15 protein-coding genes are annotated in these 17,474 nt (G+C 67.7%); 10 read left to right on the top strand and 5 right to left on the bottom strand.

The window, feature by feature from the left end; translation table 11 throughout:
• Window positions 1-1,338 (bottom strand): MdtA/MuxA family multidrug efflux RND transporter periplasmic adaptor subunit (locus ACYP5B_RS52920; RefSeq protein WP_459575489.1); only part of this gene is annotated, 1,338 nt, incomplete at its 3' end.
• A gap of 331 nt (window positions 1,339-1,669) precedes the next feature.
• On the opposite strand from ACYP5B_RS52920, the gene ACYP5B_RS52915 reads away from it, so the two are divergent.
• From ACYP5B_RS52915 to ACYP5B_RS52905, 3 genes are all read left to right on the top strand, one after another.
• Window positions 1,670-2,401: a response regulator gene (locus ACYP5B_RS52915; protein ID WP_400100826.1), complete on the top strand. Its 732-nt coding sequence runs from the start codon at window positions 1,670-1,672 to the stop codon at window positions 2,399-2,401.
• Window positions 2,398-3,675 carry an ATP-binding protein gene (locus ACYP5B_RS52910; protein WP_267605630.1) on the top strand — a complete coding sequence of 426 codons (1,278 nt, stop codon included), beginning with the start codon at window positions 2,398-2,400 and terminating at the stop codon, window positions 3,673-3,675. Before ACYP5B_RS52915 ends, ACYP5B_RS52910 begins: the two co-directional genes overlap by 4 nt.
• 207 nt (window positions 3,676-3,882) lie before the next feature.
• Window positions 3,883-4,176 (top strand): GYD domain-containing protein, encoded by a 294-nt coding sequence (locus tag ACYP5B_RS52905; protein ID WP_459575488.1) that lies wholly within the window; start codon window positions 3,883-3,885, stop codon window positions 4,174-4,176.
• Between the two features lie 70 nt (window positions 4,177-4,246).
• On the opposite strand, the gene plsY is transcribed toward ACYP5B_RS52905, so the two are convergent.
• The 4 genes from plsY to ACYP5B_RS52885 all read right to left on the bottom strand — a co-directional run bounded on the left by plsY (window position 4,247) and on the right by ACYP5B_RS52885 (window position 7,861).
• Window positions 4,247-4,864 (bottom strand): glycerol-3-phosphate 1-O-acyltransferase PlsY, encoded by a 618-nt coding sequence (gene plsY, locus ACYP5B_RS52900; protein ID WP_400100832.1) that lies wholly within the window; start codon window positions 4,862-4,864, stop codon window positions 4,247-4,249.
• A 963-nt stretch (window positions 4,865-5,827) separates the two neighbouring features.
• Window positions 5,828-6,319 carry an aminoacyl-tRNA deacylase gene (locus ACYP5B_RS52895; protein WP_459575486.1) on the bottom strand — a complete coding sequence of 164 codons (492 nt, stop codon included), beginning with the start codon at window positions 6,317-6,319 and terminating at the stop codon, window positions 5,828-5,830.
• A gap of 40 nt (window positions 6,320-6,359) precedes the next feature.
• Window positions 6,360-7,385: a site-specific tyrosine recombinase XerD gene (gene xerD / locus ACYP5B_RS52890; protein ID WP_459575485.1), complete on the bottom strand. Its 1,026-nt coding sequence runs from the start codon at window positions 7,383-7,385 to the stop codon at window positions 6,360-6,362.
• Window positions 7,382-7,861: a methylated-DNA--[protein]-cysteine S-methyltransferase gene (locus ACYP5B_RS52885; RefSeq protein ID WP_459575484.1), complete on the bottom strand. Its 480-nt coding sequence runs from the start codon at window positions 7,859-7,861 to the stop codon at window positions 7,382-7,384. Before ACYP5B_RS52885 ends, xerD begins: the two co-directional genes overlap by 4 nt.
• A gap of 238 nt (window positions 7,862-8,099) precedes the next feature.
• Here ACYP5B_RS52885 and ACYP5B_RS52880 point away from each other — a divergent pair, with 238 nt between their 5' ends.
• The 7 genes from ACYP5B_RS52880 (at window position 8,100) to ACYP5B_RS52850 (ending at window position 17,436) form a co-directional block, all read left to right on the top strand.
• The gene (locus tag ACYP5B_RS52880; RefSeq protein ID WP_459575483.1) at window positions 8,100-9,359 is read left to right on the top strand and encodes an ROK family transcriptional regulator; all 1,260 of its coding nucleotides are present in this window, start codon (window positions 8,100-8,102) and stop codon (window positions 9,357-9,359) included.
• Window positions 9,346-11,040 carry a sugar ABC transporter ATP-binding protein gene (locus ACYP5B_RS52875; RefSeq protein ID WP_459575482.1) on the top strand — a complete coding sequence of 565 codons (1,695 nt, stop codon included), beginning with the start codon at window positions 9,346-9,348 and terminating at the stop codon, window positions 11,038-11,040. The genes ACYP5B_RS52880 and ACYP5B_RS52875 overlap by 14 nt, the downstream gene beginning before the upstream one ends.
• A 91-nt stretch (window positions 11,041-11,131) precedes the next feature.
• Window positions 11,132-12,154, top strand: a complete 1,023-nt coding sequence (locus ACYP5B_RS52870) for an ABC transporter permease subunit (protein ID WP_267605637.1) — start codon at window positions 11,132-11,134, stop codon at window positions 12,152-12,154.
• Between the two features lie 78 nt (window positions 12,155-12,232).
• Window positions 12,233-13,177 carry an ABC transporter substrate-binding protein gene (locus tag ACYP5B_RS52865; RefSeq protein WP_459575521.1) on the top strand — a complete coding sequence of 315 codons (945 nt, stop codon included), beginning with the start codon at window positions 12,233-12,235 and terminating at the stop codon, window positions 13,175-13,177.
• A gap of 68 nt (window positions 13,178-13,245) precedes the next feature.
• Window positions 13,246-14,736, top strand: coding sequence for a glucose-6-phosphate dehydrogenase (zwf, locus tag ACYP5B_RS52860; RefSeq protein ID WP_318230640.1), 1,491 nt, complete (start codon window positions 13,246-13,248; stop codon window positions 14,734-14,736).
• A 67-nt stretch (window positions 14,737-14,803) separates the two neighbouring features.
• Window positions 14,804-16,453 (top strand): glucose-6-phosphate isomerase, encoded by a 1,650-nt coding sequence (pgi, locus tag ACYP5B_RS52855; RefSeq protein ID WP_459575480.1) that lies wholly within the window; start codon window positions 14,804-14,806, stop codon window positions 16,451-16,453.
• Window positions 16,454-16,497: 44 nt separating this feature from the next.
• On the top strand, window positions 16,498-17,436 hold the full coding sequence (locus tag ACYP5B_RS52850; RefSeq protein ID WP_459575478.1) for a carbohydrate kinase family protein: 939 nt from the start codon (window positions 16,498-16,500) through the stop codon (window positions 17,434-17,436).
• Window positions 17,437-17,474: the final 38 nt, after the last annotated feature.

The raw sequence follows: 17,474 nt of genomic DNA, 5'->3' as shown, positions 1-17,474 counted from the left end.
CCCGCCGGAGGCGCCGGCCGCGCCGCTGGCGCCACCGTCGCGACGCCGTCCGCGCCCGCGCGGTGCGCTGGCCGGCACCAGCGCGGCAGCGCGCGCTGCCGGGTCCACGGCTTCCACCGTCATGCCTTCCTTGAGCCGGTCGGCGCCGTCGATCACCACGCGCTGGCCGGGCTGCAGGCCCTTGGTCACCACGGTGCGCTCGCCGTCGCTCGGGCCGAGCGCGACGACCTGGACCTTGACCTTGCTGCTGTCGTCCACCACATAGACAAAGGTGCCTTGCTGGCCGCGCTGGATGGCCGCCACGGGTACCACGGTAGCGTTCTCGATCGTGTCCACGCGCGTGCGCAGGTTGACGAACTGGTTCGGGAACAGCAGGCCGTCCTGATTCTGGAAGATCGCCTTGAGCTTGACCGTGCCGGTGGTGGTGTCGATCTGGTTGTCGGTGGTCAGCAGCGTGCCCTCGGCCAGGCGGTTGCGCGCCTGGCGGTCCCAGGCCTGGACCGGGATGGTCTCGCCGGCGTGCAGGCGCTTGAGCACTGACGGCAGGTTGTCTTCAGGAATGGTATAGAGCACCGCGATCGGCTGGATCTGGGTGATCAGCGCGATGCCGTTGGTGTCGCTGGTGCTGACGATATTGCCCGGGTCGACCTGGCGCAGGCCGATGCGGCCGGAGGCCGGTGCCAGGATGCGGGTGTAGCCCAGTTGCAGGCGGGCGCTGTCCACGTTGGCCTGGTCGGTCTTGACCACGCCTTCGTACTGGCGCACCAGGGCGTCCTGGGTGTCGACCTGCTGGCTGGAGATGGAGTCCTGGCCGAGCAGGGTGCGGTAGCGCTTCTGGTCCAGGCGGGCGTTTTCCAGCAAGGCGCGGTCTCGCGCCAGCGTGCCCACGGCCTGGTCCAGCGTGGCCTGGAAGGGGCGGGGGTCGATCTCGGCAAGCACGTCGCCGGCCTTGACCATCTGGCCCTCCTTGAACAGGACCTTGAGCAGGGGCCCCGACACCTGGGCCCTCACGGTCACATTGGCCACGGGCGTGACATTGCCCAGGCCGTTGAGGATGACATCCATATTACGCTGGGCCACGGTGCTGACCACCACGGGTGAGCGCTGGCCGCCGGGGCCACCGGGACCGCCAGGGCCACCACGGCCGCCATTGGGGCCGCCGGGAGCACCAGCGCCGGGCGCGCCCGGGGCGTCGGCGGCGGGCGTACGATGCTTGTACCAATACCAGCCGCCGCCGGCCAGCAGGAGGATCAGCGCGGTGGCGATCAGTTTGCGGCGGCGCGAGGCAGCGGGCGGCGGTGGCAGCTTAGCCGGTTGATGTTCTTCGGGGTTGGCCATGACCGGATCCTGGGAGCAACGCGTCAGCAATAACGCGCGTGAACGATTTTTGGGGTATGAGGGGCAGAAGTATGCCGCATCGTCGTCGGCACGTGCCGCTGGCAGCACGCGGCGTCAGACGCAGTTTTGCGTCAGCCGGGCGGCGTCGGGCGGGGCCGTCTTTGTCCGGCGACCGCCGGCAACGGCAACATAAGCGAAGCATAATGCGCCTTGGCTGCGCCTATGTTTCAGCGCGGGCAGCCATTCTTACAGATCATTACCAGCAGGCTGGGTGTAATGCCTTGAAACAATTCGCCCGGATTGCCGCGCCCAGCCTAGCTATCATCTGCCTATGCGAGCCAATCAGCCTACCCAGATCCTCGTCGTCGACGACGATCCCGAACTCCGCGACCTGCTGCGCGAATACCTCACCCAGCAGGGCTTTGCCGTGTCCGTGCTGCACGATGGCGAAGGCTTGCAGGCACGCCTGGAGCGCGAGCGCCCCGCCCTGATCGTGCTCGACCTGATGATGCCCAAGGTGGATGGCCTGACCGCGCTGCGCAACCTGCGGGCCAAGAACGACGACATTCCCGTGATCCTGCTGACCGCGCGCAGCGACGAGATCGATCGCATCGTCGGGCTGGAGATCGGCGCGGACGATTATCTCGGCAAGCCGTTCTCGCCGCGCGAGCTGCTGGCCCGGATCAACGCCGTGCTGCGCCGCAAGCTGGCCCGCCCGGCGGCCGCGCCGGAAGACCGCGAGGGCATGGCCTTCGGGCCGTTCCGCGTCAACTTCCGCCAGCGCTCGCTGGTGCGGGGCGGCGACCCGGTGGCGATCAGCGATACCGAGTTCGCGCTGCTCAAGCTGCTGTTGATGCACCCGCTTGAGGTGCTGTCGCGCGAGCGCATCGTGGAGCTGATGTACGGCACCGCGAGCGGCATCAGCGACCGCGGCATCGACGTCCAGATCTGGCGCCTGCGGCGCCTGCTCGACGAAGACGCCCAGCGTCCCCGCTACATCCAGACGGTGCGGGGGCGCGGTTATACCTTCGTGCCCGACGAAGCCGAAGACATTCCCCAATGAAACTGCGCATCGATACGTTGTTCGGACGCATCGCGCTGCTCATCGCGGCGGTGCTGGTGCTGAGCCATTTTTCCTGGCTCGCCATCCTGCGCATGGATCGCCGCCAGCAACAGGTGGATTACTCCGTCGATCAGATGATGTTCCAGTTCGAGAGCATCCAGCGCGCGCTCGCCGCGCAGCCGCCCGTCAAGCTGCCAAGCCTAGTGGAGGTGGCCAGCGAGGCCAGCGCGGCCGAGCACACCGTGGCGGCCAAGGGCAGGGCGCGCCGGCTGGTGGAGCAGTTCTCGCAGCGCATGCCGCCGGGTACCCAGGTGCGGCTCGAGGAAGAACAGACTACGCGCATCTGGGTCAAGCTGCCGCACCGGCAGGACTGGATCGCGATGCCGGCGCTGTGGGTGGTCAACCCACCGCCCGACAACCGCCTGCTGCCTGGCGTGATCCTGGTGGTCGGCGTGGCCATGGCAGTGGCCTTGCTGATTGCCTGGCAGATCCAGCGTCCGGTGCGCGACATGGCCGCGGCGGCCGAGCAGCTGTCGCGCCAGCACACCGTCAAGCCGCTGCGCGAGCGCGGCCCGCACGAGCTGCGGCAGCTGATCGTGCGCTTCAACCGCATGATGGCCGACCTGACCCGCATCGACCAGGAGCGCAATACGATGCTTGCCGGCATCGCCCACGATCTGAAGACGCCGCTGGCGCGGCTGCGGCTGCGCGCCGAGATGCTGGCCGACCCCAAGGCGGCGGCCGGCGTCACGCGCGATGTCGAGTCGATGTCCGCCATCGTCGAGCAGTTCCTGACTTTTGCCCAGAGCGGCGAACCCGCGGCGCGGCCGGTGCCGGTCGATCGCCGCATCGGCGAGCTGGCCGCCTCGCTGGCTGAGCAGGACAAGTCGGTGGAGATCTCGCTGATGGCGGGCGAGGGCTTCCGCATGATCGCCACCCAGCTCGACCGCATCGTTGGCAACCTGGTCGACAACGCCTATGCCTATGGGGCAGCGCCGGTGCTGCTCAGCACCGCGCGCCAGGCCGATGGCTGGCACATGGTGGTCGAAGACCATGGCGAAGGCATTCCGCCGGAGGCCATGGAAAAGGTCACCCTGCCGTTCGTGCGGCTGGACCCGGCGCGCGGCGGCAACGCGCATTCGGGCCTGGGCCTGGCCATCGTCGACCGGCTGGTGCGCCAGGCGGGCGGCCGGCTTGTGCTGGAGAACCGTGCCGAGGGCGGACTGCGGGTGGAAATGATATTTCCGTTCACGGCGCTGGCGCAGGCAGCCTGACAGACGGCCCGATGCTGCCGGGCAGTCCCAGAAAGCGTATCAATCCTGGAACACTTTCCGGCGGATTGCCTCGTCACGGGGGCTGCGCCTGACGTCCTGGCCACGCGAGCCAGACGGCGGCTCACGTGGTACGTAGATTGCTGCAAGTAGTTGCTCTGTGCGCGTAGGCAACGCGTAGTGCCATTCCAGTTGATCAGGAGACGCATTATGGCAACTTTTGTCGCCCTCTTAAACTTCACCGACCAGGGAATCCGTACCGTAAAGGACACAACCAAACGCGCCGCGGCCGTTCGAGAAATGGCTAAGAAAAGCGGCATTGAGATGAAAGATATCTACTGGACGCTCGGGCAATACGATCTCGTGGTGACCTTCACCGCGCCCGACGAGGCCACCATGACTGCATTTGGCCTCTCCCTGGGCATGGCAGGCAACGTCCGTACCCAGACGCTGCGTGCCTTCTCCATGGATGAGATGAATGACATCCTCGGCAAGATGCCGTAACCGCGCACTGGCACGCCATAAAGAAAGCCCGCATCGCGGGCTTTCTTTATGGCGTGGATGCGTCCTGCGTTCAGGCGCCGGGCGCCTTCTTCTTTTCCCCGATGCGGCTTTCCTTGCCCGCCAGCAGCTTGCCGATATTCTGGCGATGGCGAACCACCAGCAGCACGCTGATCACGAAGACCGCGCCGGCGATCACGTCCACGCCCGACATCAGCACATAGAAGAAGGGCGCGAAGATGGCCGACACCAGCGCCGCCAGCGACGAGTAGCGGAAGAAAAAGGCGACGATCAGCCAGGTCGCCAGCGTGCCCGCGCCCAGCAGCGGGTCGATGGCAAACAGGATGCCGGCCGCGGTGGCCACGCCCTTGCCGCCCGCAAAGCGGAAGAACACCGGGAACAGGTGCCCCAGGAACACCGCCACCGCCACCAGCGCGATGCCCGTGTCGTCGACGCCGTAGGCCGGGCCGAAGCGCTGCGCCAGCCAGACCGCCAGCCAGCCCTTCAGTGCATCGCCGATCAGCGTGAGGATGGCGGCTTTCTTGTTGCCGCTGCGCAGCACGTTGGTGGCGCCGGGATTACCGGATCCATAGGTATGCGGATCGGGCAGGCGCATGGCCTTGCTGACCACGACGGCAAAGGAAATGGAGCCGATCAGGTAAGCGGCTAGGGCAGAAATCAGATTGGCCATGTGGGAACCGGGGATTTGAGGCTGGCGGGATTGTAGCGTGGAAGGGGGGGGATTTCTTTGGGGACTTCCCGGAGAGGGGATGGGGGGCGCTGTTTCTTGGAGCGGCGGTGGCGTTTGCGCCCAACAGCCGTACGGCGTCGCTCTGCGGGGTTGGTCGCTGTTTATTTCGTGGGCGATGGCAGTTGAACCCAACAGCCATACGACATCCCCCTGCGGGGGCTGCCGGTCACTCTTCTTTGCGCGGCAAAGAAGACTAACGAGAAGAAAGCCGCCCTGCCGGGAGCAGAGCAATAAGGCTCTCGAATCTCGGTGGTTTCGTCGTACGGCCCAGAGTGCCGGCGGGCTTCTGCCGGTACCGGTTTGAAGGGCCACGAACCTGCCAGCATCCGGGATTCATGGTGGGGCCCCCGGTAGCGGACGTCACTTGCTTCAAGCCGTCTGTCGCTCGCGGGTTGGCCGGCCACGAAGTTGCAGGCACACCGGTTCCGTCGTGGGCGCGGTGGCACCGGGTTGATCTGCCCAAGACCCTGACCACCGCGCCCGCCCCACCACGAAACCATTGACGGGCGAAGTGTCGTGACGGCCCGCGCCGGTAACGGCAGATTGGCGAATGGGCACCGCAAACGAGGTCAGGGGCCCCACGACGAAACCCATGGGTCATGCCATTGCGATGCCCTACGAGCCGGTAACGGCAGATGTCAGCAGTACTGTGGCCGTACGACGAAACCAGCGCCCTGCGCACTCGCGATTGTTCTGCGCCCGGCAGGGTCGGCTTTCTTCTCGTTAGTCTTCTTTGCCGACGCAAAGAAGAGTGACCGGCAGCCCCCGCAGGGGGATGTCGTATGGTTTTTGTGTTCAACAGCCATCGCCGACGAAATAAACAGCGACCAACCCCGCAGGGCGATGTCTACGGTTTTTGGGTCCAAGGGCCAACGCCGCTCAAACACCGCCCCAGAGCCCTTCCTAGTCCCTCAACGCACACTCCACCACCTCCGCCCCCACCAACGTCTTCAATACCTGCGGATCAATACTGACCAGATACCCCCTGCGCCCCCCATTGATGTAAATCCGCTCCAGCGCCAACACACCAGCCTCAACAAAAACCGGCATCCGCTTGCGCGTCCCAAACGGCGACGTCCCCCCCACCAGATACCCGCTATGCCGCTGCGCCACCTCCGGCTTGCACGGCTGCACGCTCTTGCGCCCGGTCTGGCGCGCCAGGTTCTTGGTCGACACCGAGCAGTCCCCATGCATCAACACAATCAGCGGCAGCGCCTTCTCGTCTTCCATGACCAGGGTCTTGATCACCGCGTGCTCCTCCACGCCGAGCTGGCGCGCGGATTCGCCGGTGCCGCCATGCTCGACGTAGTCATAGGCATGCTCGCCAAAGGCAACGCCATGCTGCTTGAGGAACTGGGTGGCGGGGGTTTCTGAAACGTGCTTCGATTTACTCATGGGATGGATCGCATAGACCGCGCAAAAAAACTAGCCGCGCCTAGCCGCGCGGATGGTGATGCTGGTGCAGATCGCGCAGGCGCTCGCGCGCCACGTGCGTATAAATCTGCGTGGTGGAAATATCGGCGTGCCCCAGCAGCAACTGCACCACGCGCAGGTCGGCGCCGTGGTTGAGCAGGTGGGTGGCAAAGGCGTGCCGCAAGGTATGCGGGGACAGCGGCGCGTAGATCTCGGCATCGCGCGCGTGGCGCTTGATCAGGTGCCAGAAGGCCTGGCGCGTCATGCCCTCGCCGCGCTGGGTGACGAACAGCGCTTCGCAGGCGCGCTCGCCCAGCAGCGCGGGGCGGCCTTCGGCCAGGTAGCGGCGCAGCCAGTCGCCGGCCTCCGTGCCAAACGGCACCAGGCGTTCCTTGTTGCCCTTGCCGCCCACCACGCGGGCCACGCCCTCGTTCAGGCCAATCTCGATGGTCTTCATCTGCGTGAGCTCGGACACGCGCAGGCCGCTGGCATACATCAGCTCCAGCATGGTGCGGTCGCGCAGGCCGAGCGGCGTGGCGGTGTCCGGTGTTTCCAGCAGCGCCTCGACCTGCGCCTCGGTCAGCGTCTTGGGAAAGCGCGGGGGCTGCTTGGCCGGGCGCAGCAGCAGGCAGGGATCGGCCGTGATCATGTGTTCACGCAGCGCCCACTGGAAAAAGCGCTTGAACACTGTCAGCCGCCGGTTGGCCGACGAGGCGCGGGTTTCCAGGTGGCGCGAGGCGAAGTAGCCATTGAGGGCGGTGTCGTCCACCGCCAGCAGCGCGCAGGTGCCCGACGCATGCAGCCAGCGCGACAGCAGCGCCAGGTCGCGCCGGTAGGCGTCGATGGTGTTGCGCGCCAGGCCGTCCTCCAGCCACAGCGCGTCGCAGAACCGGTCGACGAGGGCCAGGTCGGCGACGAGGGCGGGGCTGTCCTCGACTTCGGCGCCGAGGGTGTCGTTGTCGTTGTCGGCTTCGATGTCGTCGAGATCGTCCTGATCGTCGCGATCGTTGTTATCGTCGCCCTCGTCAATCCGCGCGATGTCGTTCATGTGAGCATCACCCCTTCATGGCGCAGCAACCAGCGTTTGATGTCAAGGTAGAAGCCATCGTCGTCATGGTTGGCAAAGCCGCCGATGCCGCTGGCGCCAACCACGCGATGGCAGGGAATCACCAGCGGGAAGAAATTCGCCCCGCACGCCTGCCCGACCGCGCGCGGCGCGCTGGCGATCTGCCGCGCCACCGCGCCATAGGTGGTGACCTTGCCGCGTGGCACGCTCGATATCGCTTGCCAGACCCGGCGCTGGAACGCGCTGCCGACCGGCGCCAGCGGGATGTCGAAGCGCGCATCCGGATCGGCGTAGTAGGCCTCGAGCTGTCGCGCCAGGCGTTGCGTGACCGCGTTGGCGGGCTCGACGAGCCGCATGCTCTCGGGCAGGTAGACGATCTCGCGGACGAATTCGCCGTCGGTGCGCACGCCGATCTTGCCGAAAGGGGCTTGGAGGATGGCGTCGAAGATGGAGTCCATGGCAGGGGTGGGAAGCGCGAGCCTGGATTTTAGAGCATGGCGGCGCCCCTTGGGATGCCCGGTGGCGTGCAGGGCGCTTCCATGGGGCGATGCAACCGCTTGACTGGGGTTTCCCCTTCCTTGAGTTCTGCCTCGCCTTAATATTTAATTCAACATGAATTAATTAATGCAGCAACGGCGCCGCAACACACCGCTCCAGGTGATGCAACCGGCGCCCAGAACAACATCCGGAGACGATATGAACAGTGCCAAGGGCGGCCGCGGCGTGAATTCCGCCAGTTTGCGGCTGTACAACGAGCGTGCGCTCCTGCTGGCGCTGCGGCATGCCGGAGAAGCGTCCAAGGCGGACCTCGCCCGCATCGCGCAGCTCACCAACACCGCGGTGGGCAGCATCGTGCAGACGCTCACCGAGGATGGCCTGATCCATGTGGCTGGCCGCCGCCAGGACGGGCAGCGCGGCCAGCCGGCCAGCCTGATCCGCCTGCAGCCCAAGGGCGCGTTCGGCATCGGGGTCCGGCTGGATCGCGGCAGCATCGAATGCGTGATGGTGGATTTTGGTGGTGAGATCCTCGCCAGCCGCGCCCACCAGATGGTCCTGCCGCATCCGGAACAAGCGCTGGCGCTGGTGCGCGACGACGTGGCCGCGCTGCGCGCGCTGCTCACGCCGGCCGAGCGCAAGCGCCTGCTCGGCATCGGCGTGGCCCAGCCCTACAACCTCGGCGCCTGGCTGCGCGAGCTGGACCTGCAGGATGGGGCATCGCAGGCCACCTTCCGTGCCTGGGATGCGGTGGACTTCGCCGCCGAGCTGTCGGATGCCACGGGGCTGCCGGTATTTGGCGAGAACGACGGCACCGCCGCCGCCGTGGCCGAGCTGTTCTATGGCAGCCACCACGCGCAGAGCTTTCTCTATGTCTTCGTTGGCCCGGCGATTGGCGGCGGCGTGGCGCTCAACGGCGACTGCGTGCGCGGCGTGTCGGGCAATGCCGGCGATATCGGCATGATGCCGGTGCAGCCGAGCCTGCTTGCCTCGGCGCCGCGCACCGGCAAGCGGCGCGACATCCTGCTGGCGCGCGCCTCGCTCAACGCGCTGACGCGCCACCTGCGCCACCACGGCGTGGCCATCGACAGCCATGCCGACCTGGAGGCGCAGGTGCGCGGCCAGCATCCGGCAGTGGCGGAGTGGCTCGACGACTGCATCGACGCGCTGGCGCCCGCGATGCAATCCGCGCTGGCGGTGCTCGACGTGCCGCTGATCATCCTCGATGCAGATATCGACGGCGGCCTGGTGCAGGCGCTGATCGAGCGCCTGCAAGGCGAGCTGGACGAAGGCGCGCCCGAGGCACGGCGCCCGCCACGCGTGGTGCGCGGTTGCTTTGGCGCCAACGCTGGCGCGGTCGGCGCCGCGTCGCTGCCGATGTTCATGAATTTCTCGCCGCGGGCCGACATGCTCAAAGGCGCATCCGCCATGATTCCGGAGGCCAACCATGCCATCGTCTGATTCGTCTGATTCGTCTGATTCGTCTGATTCGTCTGATTTGTCCGTTCCGCTTGCTCCGGCTGTTTCACCCGATACGTCCACCAAGGCGCCGCTGCTGGCGCTGCGCAATATCTGCAAGACCTTCCCCGGCGTGCGCGCGCTGCGCAATGTCGAGCTCACGGCCTACGCCGGCGAGGTCCACGCCCTGATGGGCGAGAACGGCGCCGGCAAGTCGACGCTGATGAAGATCCTGTCCGGCGCCTACACGGCGGACCCCGGCGGCGAATGCGATATCGACGGGCAACGGGTGCAGATCGACGGCCCGCAATCCGCGCGCGATCTCGGCGTCGCGGTGATCTACCAGGAGCTGAGCCTGGCGCCCAACCTGAGCGTGGCCGAGAACATCTACCTGGGCCGCGCCCTGCAGCGCCGCGGGCTGGTGGCGCGCGGCGACATGGCGCGCGCCTGCGCGCCCACGCTGGCCAGGCTCGGCGCGGATTTCTCGCCCGTGGCGAGCGTGGCGAGCCTGTCGATCGCGCAGCGCCAGCTGGTGGAAATCGCGCGGGCCGTGCACTTCGAAGCGCGCATCCTGGTGATGGACGAGCCCACCACGCCGCTGTCCACGCACGAGACGGATCGCCTGTTCGCGCTGATCCGCCAGCTGCGGGGCGAAGGCATGGCGATTCTCTATATCAGCCACCGCATGGCCGAGATCGACGAGCTGGCCGATCGCGTGACCGTGCTGCGCGACGGCTGCTTCGTTGGCACGCTGGACCGCGCGCACCTGTCGCAGGCAGCGCTGGTCAAGATGATGGTCGGGCGGGACCTGTCGGGCTTCTATACCAAGACGCACGGCCAGGCGCTGGAGCGCGACGTGATGCTGTCCGTGCGCGATGTGGCCGACGGCCGCCGCGTCAAGGGCTGCAGCTTCGACCTGCGCGCCGGCGAGGTGCTCGGGCTGGCAGGCCTGGTCGGCGCGGGCCGCACGGAGCTGGCGCGGCTGGTGTTTGGCGCAGAAGTGCGCACGCGCGGCGAGGTGCTTATTGCCAACCCGGCGAGCCCCGGCGGGCTGGTCACGCTGCCGGCCGGTGGCCCGCGCCAGGCCATCGATGCCGGCATTGCCTACCTGACCGAGGACCGCAAGCTGCAAGGCCTGTTCCTGGACCAGAGCGTGCACGAGAACATCAACCTGATCGTGGCCGCGCGCGACGCGCTCGGCCTCGGCCGCCTGAACCGGCCCGCCGCGCGCCGCCGCACGACAGAGGCCATCGACACCCTGGGCATCCGCGTGGCGCATGCCCAGGTCAATGTGGGCGCGTTGTCGGGCGGCAACCAGCAGAAGGTGATGCTGTCGCGCTTGCTGGAAATCCAGCCGCGCGTGCTGATCCTGGATGAGCCCACGCGCGGCGTGGACATCGGGGCCAAGTCGGAGATCTACCGGCTGATCAACGCGCTGGCCGAGAGCGGCGTGGCGATCCTGATGATCTCCAGCGAGCTGCCCGAAGTGGTGGGCCTGTGCGACCGCGTGCTGGTCATGCGCGAAGGCGCGCTGGCCGGCGAAGTGCGCCCAGCCAAGAGCGCGGCCGAAACCCAGGAGCGCATCATCGCGCTGGCCACCGGCGCGGCGGCGCAGCCGGCGCCCGCATGGGCCGACGCTCCGCTGCCTGCCGCCGGCAACGCAACCAGCATCACGCTGCATTGAGACCGGGCACAACCTTCGCGCCACCCGCAAGAGACAAGGATATCGACGCCGGCCTGCAGTTCCCCGAGAGCCGCCGGCGCAGGAGACAACCATGCATGAATCCATCACCCGTTCCACCGCGCCCGCCCCTACCGCTGGCGCGTCATTGCCGGTCGCAACCCTCGGCCGCCTCACCACCCAGGAGCGACTGCGCGCGCTCGGCATGCTGCCCGTGCTGGTGCTGCTGTGCATCGGCTTCACGGTGCTGACCGAAAACTTCGCCGGCTGGCAGAACCTGTCGATCATTGCGCAGCAAGCCTCCATCAACATGGTGCTGGCCGCGGGCATGACCTTCGTGATCCTGACCGGCGGCATCGATTTGTCGGTGGGCTCCATCCTGTCGATCTCGGCGGTGGTGGCGATGCTGGTGTCGCTGATGCCGCAGCTCGGCATGCTGAGCGTGCCGGCCGCGCTCCTGTGCGGCCTGCTGTTCGGCATCGTCAACGGCGCGTTGGTGGCTTTCATGAAACTGCCGCCGTTCATCGTCACACTGGGCACGCTGACGGCGGTGCGCGGGCTGGCGCGGCTGGTCGGCAACGACAGCACCATCTACAACCCGGATATCGGCTTTGCCTTTATCGGCAACGGCGAAGTCCTGGGCGTGCCCTGGCTGGTGATCATCGCCTTTGCCGTGGTGGCGGTGTCGTGGTTCGTGCTGCGTCGTACCGTGCTGGGTCTGCAGATCTACGCGGTGGGCGGCAATGCCGAGGCGGCGCGGCTGTCCGGCATCAAGGTGTGGGTCGTGCTGCTGTTCGTGTACGCGGTGTCCGGGCTGCTGGCGGGGCTGGGCGGCGTGATGTCCTCCGCGCGCTTGTACGCGGCCAACGGGCTGCAGCTGGGCCAGTCCTACGAGCTCGACGCCATTGCCGCGGTCATCCTGGGCGGCACCAGCTTTGTGGGCGGCACCGGCTCCATCGTCGGCACGCTGGTCGGAGCGCTGATCATCGCGGTGCTGTCCAACGGGCTGGTGCTGCTGGGCGTGTCCGATATCTGGCAGTACATCATCAAGGGCCTGGTGATCATTGGCGCGGTGGCGCTTGACAGCTATCGCCGCAAGGGCTCGGCGCGCACCTGAAGCGAGCGCGGCCCAATCATCGGCTACTGGAGAGACGACATGTCAAAGCTTTACCTCGCGGCATTGGCGCTGGCGGCAATGAGCGCAACGAGCGTGCTATGCACCGGCGCCGCCGCACAGGGCGCGCCGGAATCCGCATCGGCGCCCGCCGCGCAACGGCCGCTGAAGAAAGTCGGCGTTACGCTCGGCTCGCTCGGCAACCCGTACTTCGTTGCGCTGGCGCGCGGCGCTGAAGCCGCGGCCAGGAAGATCAACCCGGACGCCAAGGTCACGGTGCTGTCCGCCGACTATGACCTCAACAAGCAGTTCTCGCATATCGACAGCTTTATCGTGTCGAAGGTGGACCTGATCCTGATCAACGCGGCCGACGCGCGCGCCATCGAGCCCGCGGTGAAGAAGGCCCGCAAGGCCGGCATCGTGGTGGTGGCGGTGGACGTGGCGGCAGCGGGCGCCGACGCCACGGTGCAGACCGACAACACGCAGGCCGGCGAGCTGGCCTGCGCCTTCCTCGCCGAGCGGCTGGGCGGGCGCGGCAACCTGATCATCCAGAATGGCCCGCCGGTGTCCGCCGTGCTGGATCGCGTGAAGGGCTGCAAGACGGTGTTGGGCAAGCACCCCGGCATCCACGTGCTCTCCGACGACCAGGACGGCAAGGGCTCGCGCGAGGGCGGGCTCAACGTCATGCAGCTTTACCTGACCCGCTTCCCGAAGGTCGACGCGGTCTTCACCATCAACGACCCGCAGGCGGTCGGCGCCGACCTGGCCGCGCGCCAGCTGAACCGGCGCGGCATCCTGATTGCCTCGGTCGACGGCGCGCCTGATATCGAGGCAGCGCTCAAGGCCAACACCCTGGTGCAGGCCTCGGCCAGCCAGGACCCGTGGGCCATTGCGCGCACGGCGGTGGAGATTGGCGTGGGGCTGATGAATGGCAAGGTGCCCGCAAGCCGCACCGTGCTGCTGCCGCCTACACTGGTTACGCGAGCCAATGTGAACGAGTACAAGGGCTGGGCCGCGCCGCGCTAGCCGGGCAGCGGTCCGCGCTCAACTGACAACCGAATCACCCGATAACCGACCAACCGACTGGTGAAACCATGCCAAACAATGCTGTAGGCGCAGTCCCCGAATTCGACTTCGTGCTGTTCGGCGGCACCGGCGACCTCGCCACGCGCAAGCTGCTGCCGGCGCTGTTCGACGCGCACTGCGTGGGCTCGCTGCACCCGCGCGGGCGCATCCTCGCGCTCGGCAGCCAGCCGCTCGGCCAGGACGCCTACCTGGCCATGCTGGAGTCCAAGGTGCGTCCCGCGCTGCCCGCTGCCGCCGCGGCCGAAGCCTGGCAGGCCTTTGTCGCGCGCATCCTCTACCTGCAGGTGGACGCCAACGCGCCGGAGGGCTTCGATTCCCTTGCCGAGCTGGTGCGCGCGCGCGCCGCGCCGGTGGTGGTGTTCTACCTGGCCACCGGCCCGCAGCTGTTCGTGCCGATCTGCGAGCAGCTGGCCCGCACTGGCCTGAACCACGCAGGCGTGCGCATCGTGCTGGAAAAGCCGCTGGGCCACGACCTGGCCTCGTCCGATGCCATCAACTCCGCGGTGGCGTGCCACTTCGCCGAAGACCAGATCTACCGCATCGATCATTACCTGGGCAAGGAATCGGTGCAGAACCTGATGGCGATGCGCTTTGGCAATGTCCTGTTCGAACCGCTGTGGCGGCGCGAATGGGTGCGCGATGTGCAGATCACCATCGCCGAGGAAATCGGCGTGGAAAAGCGCGGCGCATTCTACGACGGCATCGGCGCGCTGCGCGACATGGTGCAGAACCACCTGCTGCAGTTGCTGTGCATGGTGGCGATGGAGCCGCCGGCGAGCCTGTCGGAGGACGCGATCCGCGACGAAAAGCTGAAGATCCTCAAGGCGCTCAAGCCCATCGAGCTGAACGAAGTCGCCGAGAAAGTGGTGCGCGGGCAATACTGCCGCGGCGCGGCCGCCGGCGACGCGGTGCCGGGCTACGTGAACGAACCCGCCATCTCGCCCGACAGCCAGACCGAGACCTTCGTCGCCATCAAGGCGGAGATCGCCAACTGGCGCTGGGCCGGCGTGCCGTTCTACCTGCGCACCGGCAAGCGCATGCAGTCGCGCGTGGCCGAGATCGTGATCCAGTTCCGCGACGTGCCGTACTCGCTGTTCCCGCGTCCGCTGGACCATGAGCCCGGCAACCGGCTGGTGATCACGCTGCAGCCGGAGGAAAGCATCCGCCTGCATTTCCTGGTCAAGCATCCCGGCGACACGCAGGCGCTGCAGCCCGCCACGCTGGACCTGCAACGCATGCTGCCGCGCGGGCAGGGCAATCGCAACGAGCGCAAGACCGGCGCTTACGAGCGGCTGCTGCTCGACGTGATCCGCGGGCGGCTCGGGCTGTTCGTGCGGCGCGACGAGCAGGCGCAGGCCTGGCGCTGGGTCGCGCCGATCCAGCAGGCCTGGGCGCAGAGCAATCTCGCGCCCAAGCTCTACACCGCGGGCACCTGGGGGCCCGCGGCCTCGAGCGCGCTGCCGTCGCGCGATGGCGCGGTCTGGCACGAAGAGCTGTGAAGCATGTTTGAAGCATACCGGCGCACTGGCGATTGCCTGTGCGCCGGCGAGTACAGGAGTTGTATCGATGTCCGCTATGCCCCAAGTGTCCCACCATCTACCCGCCTGGCAGCGGCTGCAAGCGCATGCGCAAACCATCCGCCATGCCCACCTGCGCGATTGGTTCGACGGCCAGCAGGGCGAAGCCCGTGGCGCCGGCTTCGTGGCCGAGGCCGCCGGCCTGACGCTGGACTACGCCAAGAACCGCGTCACCGATACCACCATGGCGCTGTTGTTCACGCTGGCCGGCGAGGCCGGCGTGACCACACGGCGCGATGCCATGTACCGCGGCGAAGCGGTCAACACCACCGAGCGCCGCGCCGCGCTGCATATGGCGCTGCGCGCGTGGCCACAGGACGGCTTCCACGCGCAGGGCGTGGCGGTGGGCGGCGACGTGGCCGCGGTGCTCGCGCAGATGGAGCGCTTCGCCGACGCGGTGCGCGGCGGCGCGTGGCGCGGCTGGAATGGCCGCCAGATCACCGACGTGATCAATATCGGCATCGGCGGCTCGGACCTGGGGCCGCGCATGGTCTGCCGCGCGCTCGCGCACCTGGACACCGAAGGGCCGCGCATGCATTTTGTCGCCAACGTGGATGGCAGCGATCTTGCCGCCGTGCTTGCGCGGCTGGACGCCGCCAGTACGCTGGTGGTGGTTTGCTCCAAGACCTTCACCACGCTGGAGACCATGGCCAACGCGCACACCGCGCGCACCTGGTTCCTGCGCCACGGGGTGCCGCAGGCACAGTTGGCCAGCCACTTCGTCGCGGTCTCCACCAACCGGCAGGCGGTAGCCGAGTTCGGCATCGATCCAGCCAACATGTTCCCGTTCTGGGACTGGGTGGGCGGGCGTTTTTCGCTGTGGTCGGCGGTGGGGCTGTCGATTGCGCTGGCCGTTGGCTTTGCGCGTTTTCGCCAGTTGCTCGACGGCGCCCGCGCCATGGACCGGCATTTCGCCGAGGCCGAGCCGCGGCAAAACATGCCGATGATCCTCGGCCTGCTCGACGTGTGGTATCGCAGCTTCCTGGGTACCGGCAGCCGCTGCGTGGCGCCGTACTGCGAGCCGCTCGAGCTGCTGCCTGCCTTCCTGCAGCAGCTCGAGATGGAGAGCAACGGCAAGTCCGTGCAGCTCGATGGCGCCGCCGCCGCGCAAGGCACCGCGCCGGTGGTGTGGGGCACTACCGGCACCAACGGCCAGCATGCCTACTTCCAGATGGTGCATCAGGGCTCGCACTGGATGCCGGTGGATTTCATCGCCGCGCTAGAGCCGGTGCACCCGATGCCGGGCCACCATGGCAAGCTGCTCGCCAACTGCTTTGCGCAAGGCGAGGCGCTGCTGCGCGGGCGCACCGCGCAAGAGGTCCGGGCGCTCGGCGTACAGGACGAAGCGCTGGTGCCGCACATGGTGTTCGAGGGCAACCGTCCCAGCAACACGCTGCTGCTGCAGCGGCTCGATCCGTATCACCTGGGCGCATTGATCGCGCTCTCGGAGCACCGCACCTTCGTGCAGGGCGTGCTGTGGAACATCAACTCGTTCGACCAGTGGGGCGTGGAGCTTGGCAAGCAGCTCGCCGCGCCGATCGCCAGCGAGCTCGATGGCGGCCCGGCTCGCCCGCACGATGCTTCCACCGCCGGCCTGATCCGGCGCGCGCTTGCCGCGGCATCGGCCTGGCAAGGCTGACGCGCGGCGGCGCGCGCAGACGGAAATACGAGAAAGAGGATGCAATGACAACGACATCATGGCCAGCCTACGTCGTCTTCGGCGAGGCATTGACCGACATGGTTCATCAAGGCGGGCAGGACTGGCTCGGCCTGCCCGGCGGTTCGTGCTGGAACGTGGCCCGCGTGGGCGCGCGGCTGGGCCTGCCCACCGCCTTCGCCGGCGCGATCAGTTGCGACACGCTGGGCGACCAGCTGGCCGAGGCCAGTGCCGAGGCCGGGCTGGACCTGCGCTTCCTGCAGCGGGTTGAGCGCTCGCCGTTGCTGGCGTTTGTCGGCGCGCAGCACCCGCCGCAGTATTTCTTCGTCGGCGACGACAGCGCCGATCTCTACTTCGAGCCCCAGCGCCTGCCGCCGGGGTGGCGCCAGGCCGCGCGCACCGTGCACTTCGGCTCGCTCAGCCTCGCGCGCCAGCCGCTCGCCGCGCGCCTGTGCGAAGAAGCCACGCAGGCCAGGGCCGCAGGCAAGCGCATCGCCTTCGATCCCAACTTCCGCACGCCCATGCGCGCGCCGGAGTACCGGGCCGTCTTTGCGCATATGGCCGGCCTGGCGGACTACATCAAGGTATCGGACGAGGACTTGCGCGGCCTGTACCCCACGCTGGACGAGCACGCCGCGCTGGCGGCGCTCAGGGCGCAGGCCCCGCAGGCGCGCGTGCTGCTGACGCGCGGCGCGCACGGCATGACGCTATTGCACGGGGATGAAGCGGTAGAGCAGCCTGTGTTTGTCGTCGACGTGGTCGACACCGTCGGCTGCGGCGATGCCGCCATGGGCGGCTGGATGGCGGGCTTGCTGCTGGATCCCGAGGCAACGCTGGCGCAGCAGGCGCGATGGGCTGCCGCTACCGCGGCGGTGGCGGCCACGCGCGCGGGGGCATATTCGCCGAGTGTGGGGGAGGTGAGGACGCTGCTGGGCGAGGCGGTGGCTTTGGCCTCTTTGGCCTGAAAGCGTCGGATCGGCGTTGTCGTGCTCCCCTCTCCCGC

The sequence above is a fragment of the Cupriavidus sp. 8B genome, from assembly GCF_054589115.1.
Note: the sequence above shows the minus strand (reverse complement) of the source record. Positions and strands in the feature narration are given on the sequence as shown.

Bases quoted from the DNA above. Each gene is read 5' to 3' on its own strand.
- ACYP5B_RS52880 (WP_459575483.1), top strand. From the start codon at position 8,100: ATGAACAGTGCCAAGGGCGGCCGCGGCGTGAATTCCGCCAGTTTGCGG.
- ACYP5B_RS52865 (WP_459575521.1), top strand. From the start codon at position 12,233: ATGAGCGCAACGAGCGTGCTATGCACCGGCGCCGCCGCACAGGGCGCG.
- plsY (WP_400100832.1), bottom strand. From the start codon at position 4,864: ATGGCCAATCTGATTTCTGCCCTAGCCGCTTACCTGATCGGCTCCATT.
- ACYP5B_RS52850 (WP_459575478.1), top strand. From the start codon at position 16,498: ATGACAACGACATCATGGCCAGCCTACGTCGTCTTCGGCGAGGCATTG.
- ACYP5B_RS52885 (WP_459575484.1), bottom strand. From the start codon at position 7,861: ATGGACTCCATCTTCGACGCCATCCTCCAAGCCCCTTTCGGCAAGATC.
- ACYP5B_RS52905 (WP_459575488.1), top strand. From the start codon at position 3,883: ATGGCAACTTTTGTCGCCCTCTTAAACTTCACCGACCAGGGAATCCGT.
- ACYP5B_RS52915 (WP_400100826.1), top strand. From the start codon at position 1,670: ATGCGAGCCAATCAGCCTACCCAGATCCTCGTCGTCGACGACGATCCC.
- ACYP5B_RS52895 (WP_459575486.1), bottom strand. From the start codon at position 6,319: ATGAGTAAATCGAAGCACGTTTCAGAAACCCCCGCCACCCAGTTCCTC.
- ACYP5B_RS52870 (WP_267605637.1), top strand. From the start codon at position 11,132: ATGCATGAATCCATCACCCGTTCCACCGCGCCCGCCCCTACCGCTGGC.
- pgi (WP_459575480.1), top strand. From the start codon at position 14,804: ATGTCCGCTATGCCCCAAGTGTCCCACCATCTACCCGCCTGGCAGCGG.
- ACYP5B_RS52910 (WP_267605630.1), top strand. From the start codon at position 2,398: ATGAAACTGCGCATCGATACGTTGTTCGGACGCATCGCGCTGCTCATC.
- xerD (WP_459575485.1), bottom strand. From the start codon at position 7,385: ATGAACGACATCGCGCGGATTGACGAGGGCGACGATAACAACGATCGC.
- ACYP5B_RS52875 (WP_459575482.1), top strand. From the start codon at position 9,346: ATGCCATCGTCTGATTCGTCTGATTCGTCTGATTCGTCTGATTCGTCT.
- zwf (WP_318230640.1), top strand. From the start codon at position 13,246: ATGCCAAACAATGCTGTAGGCGCAGTCCCCGAATTCGACTTCGTGCTG.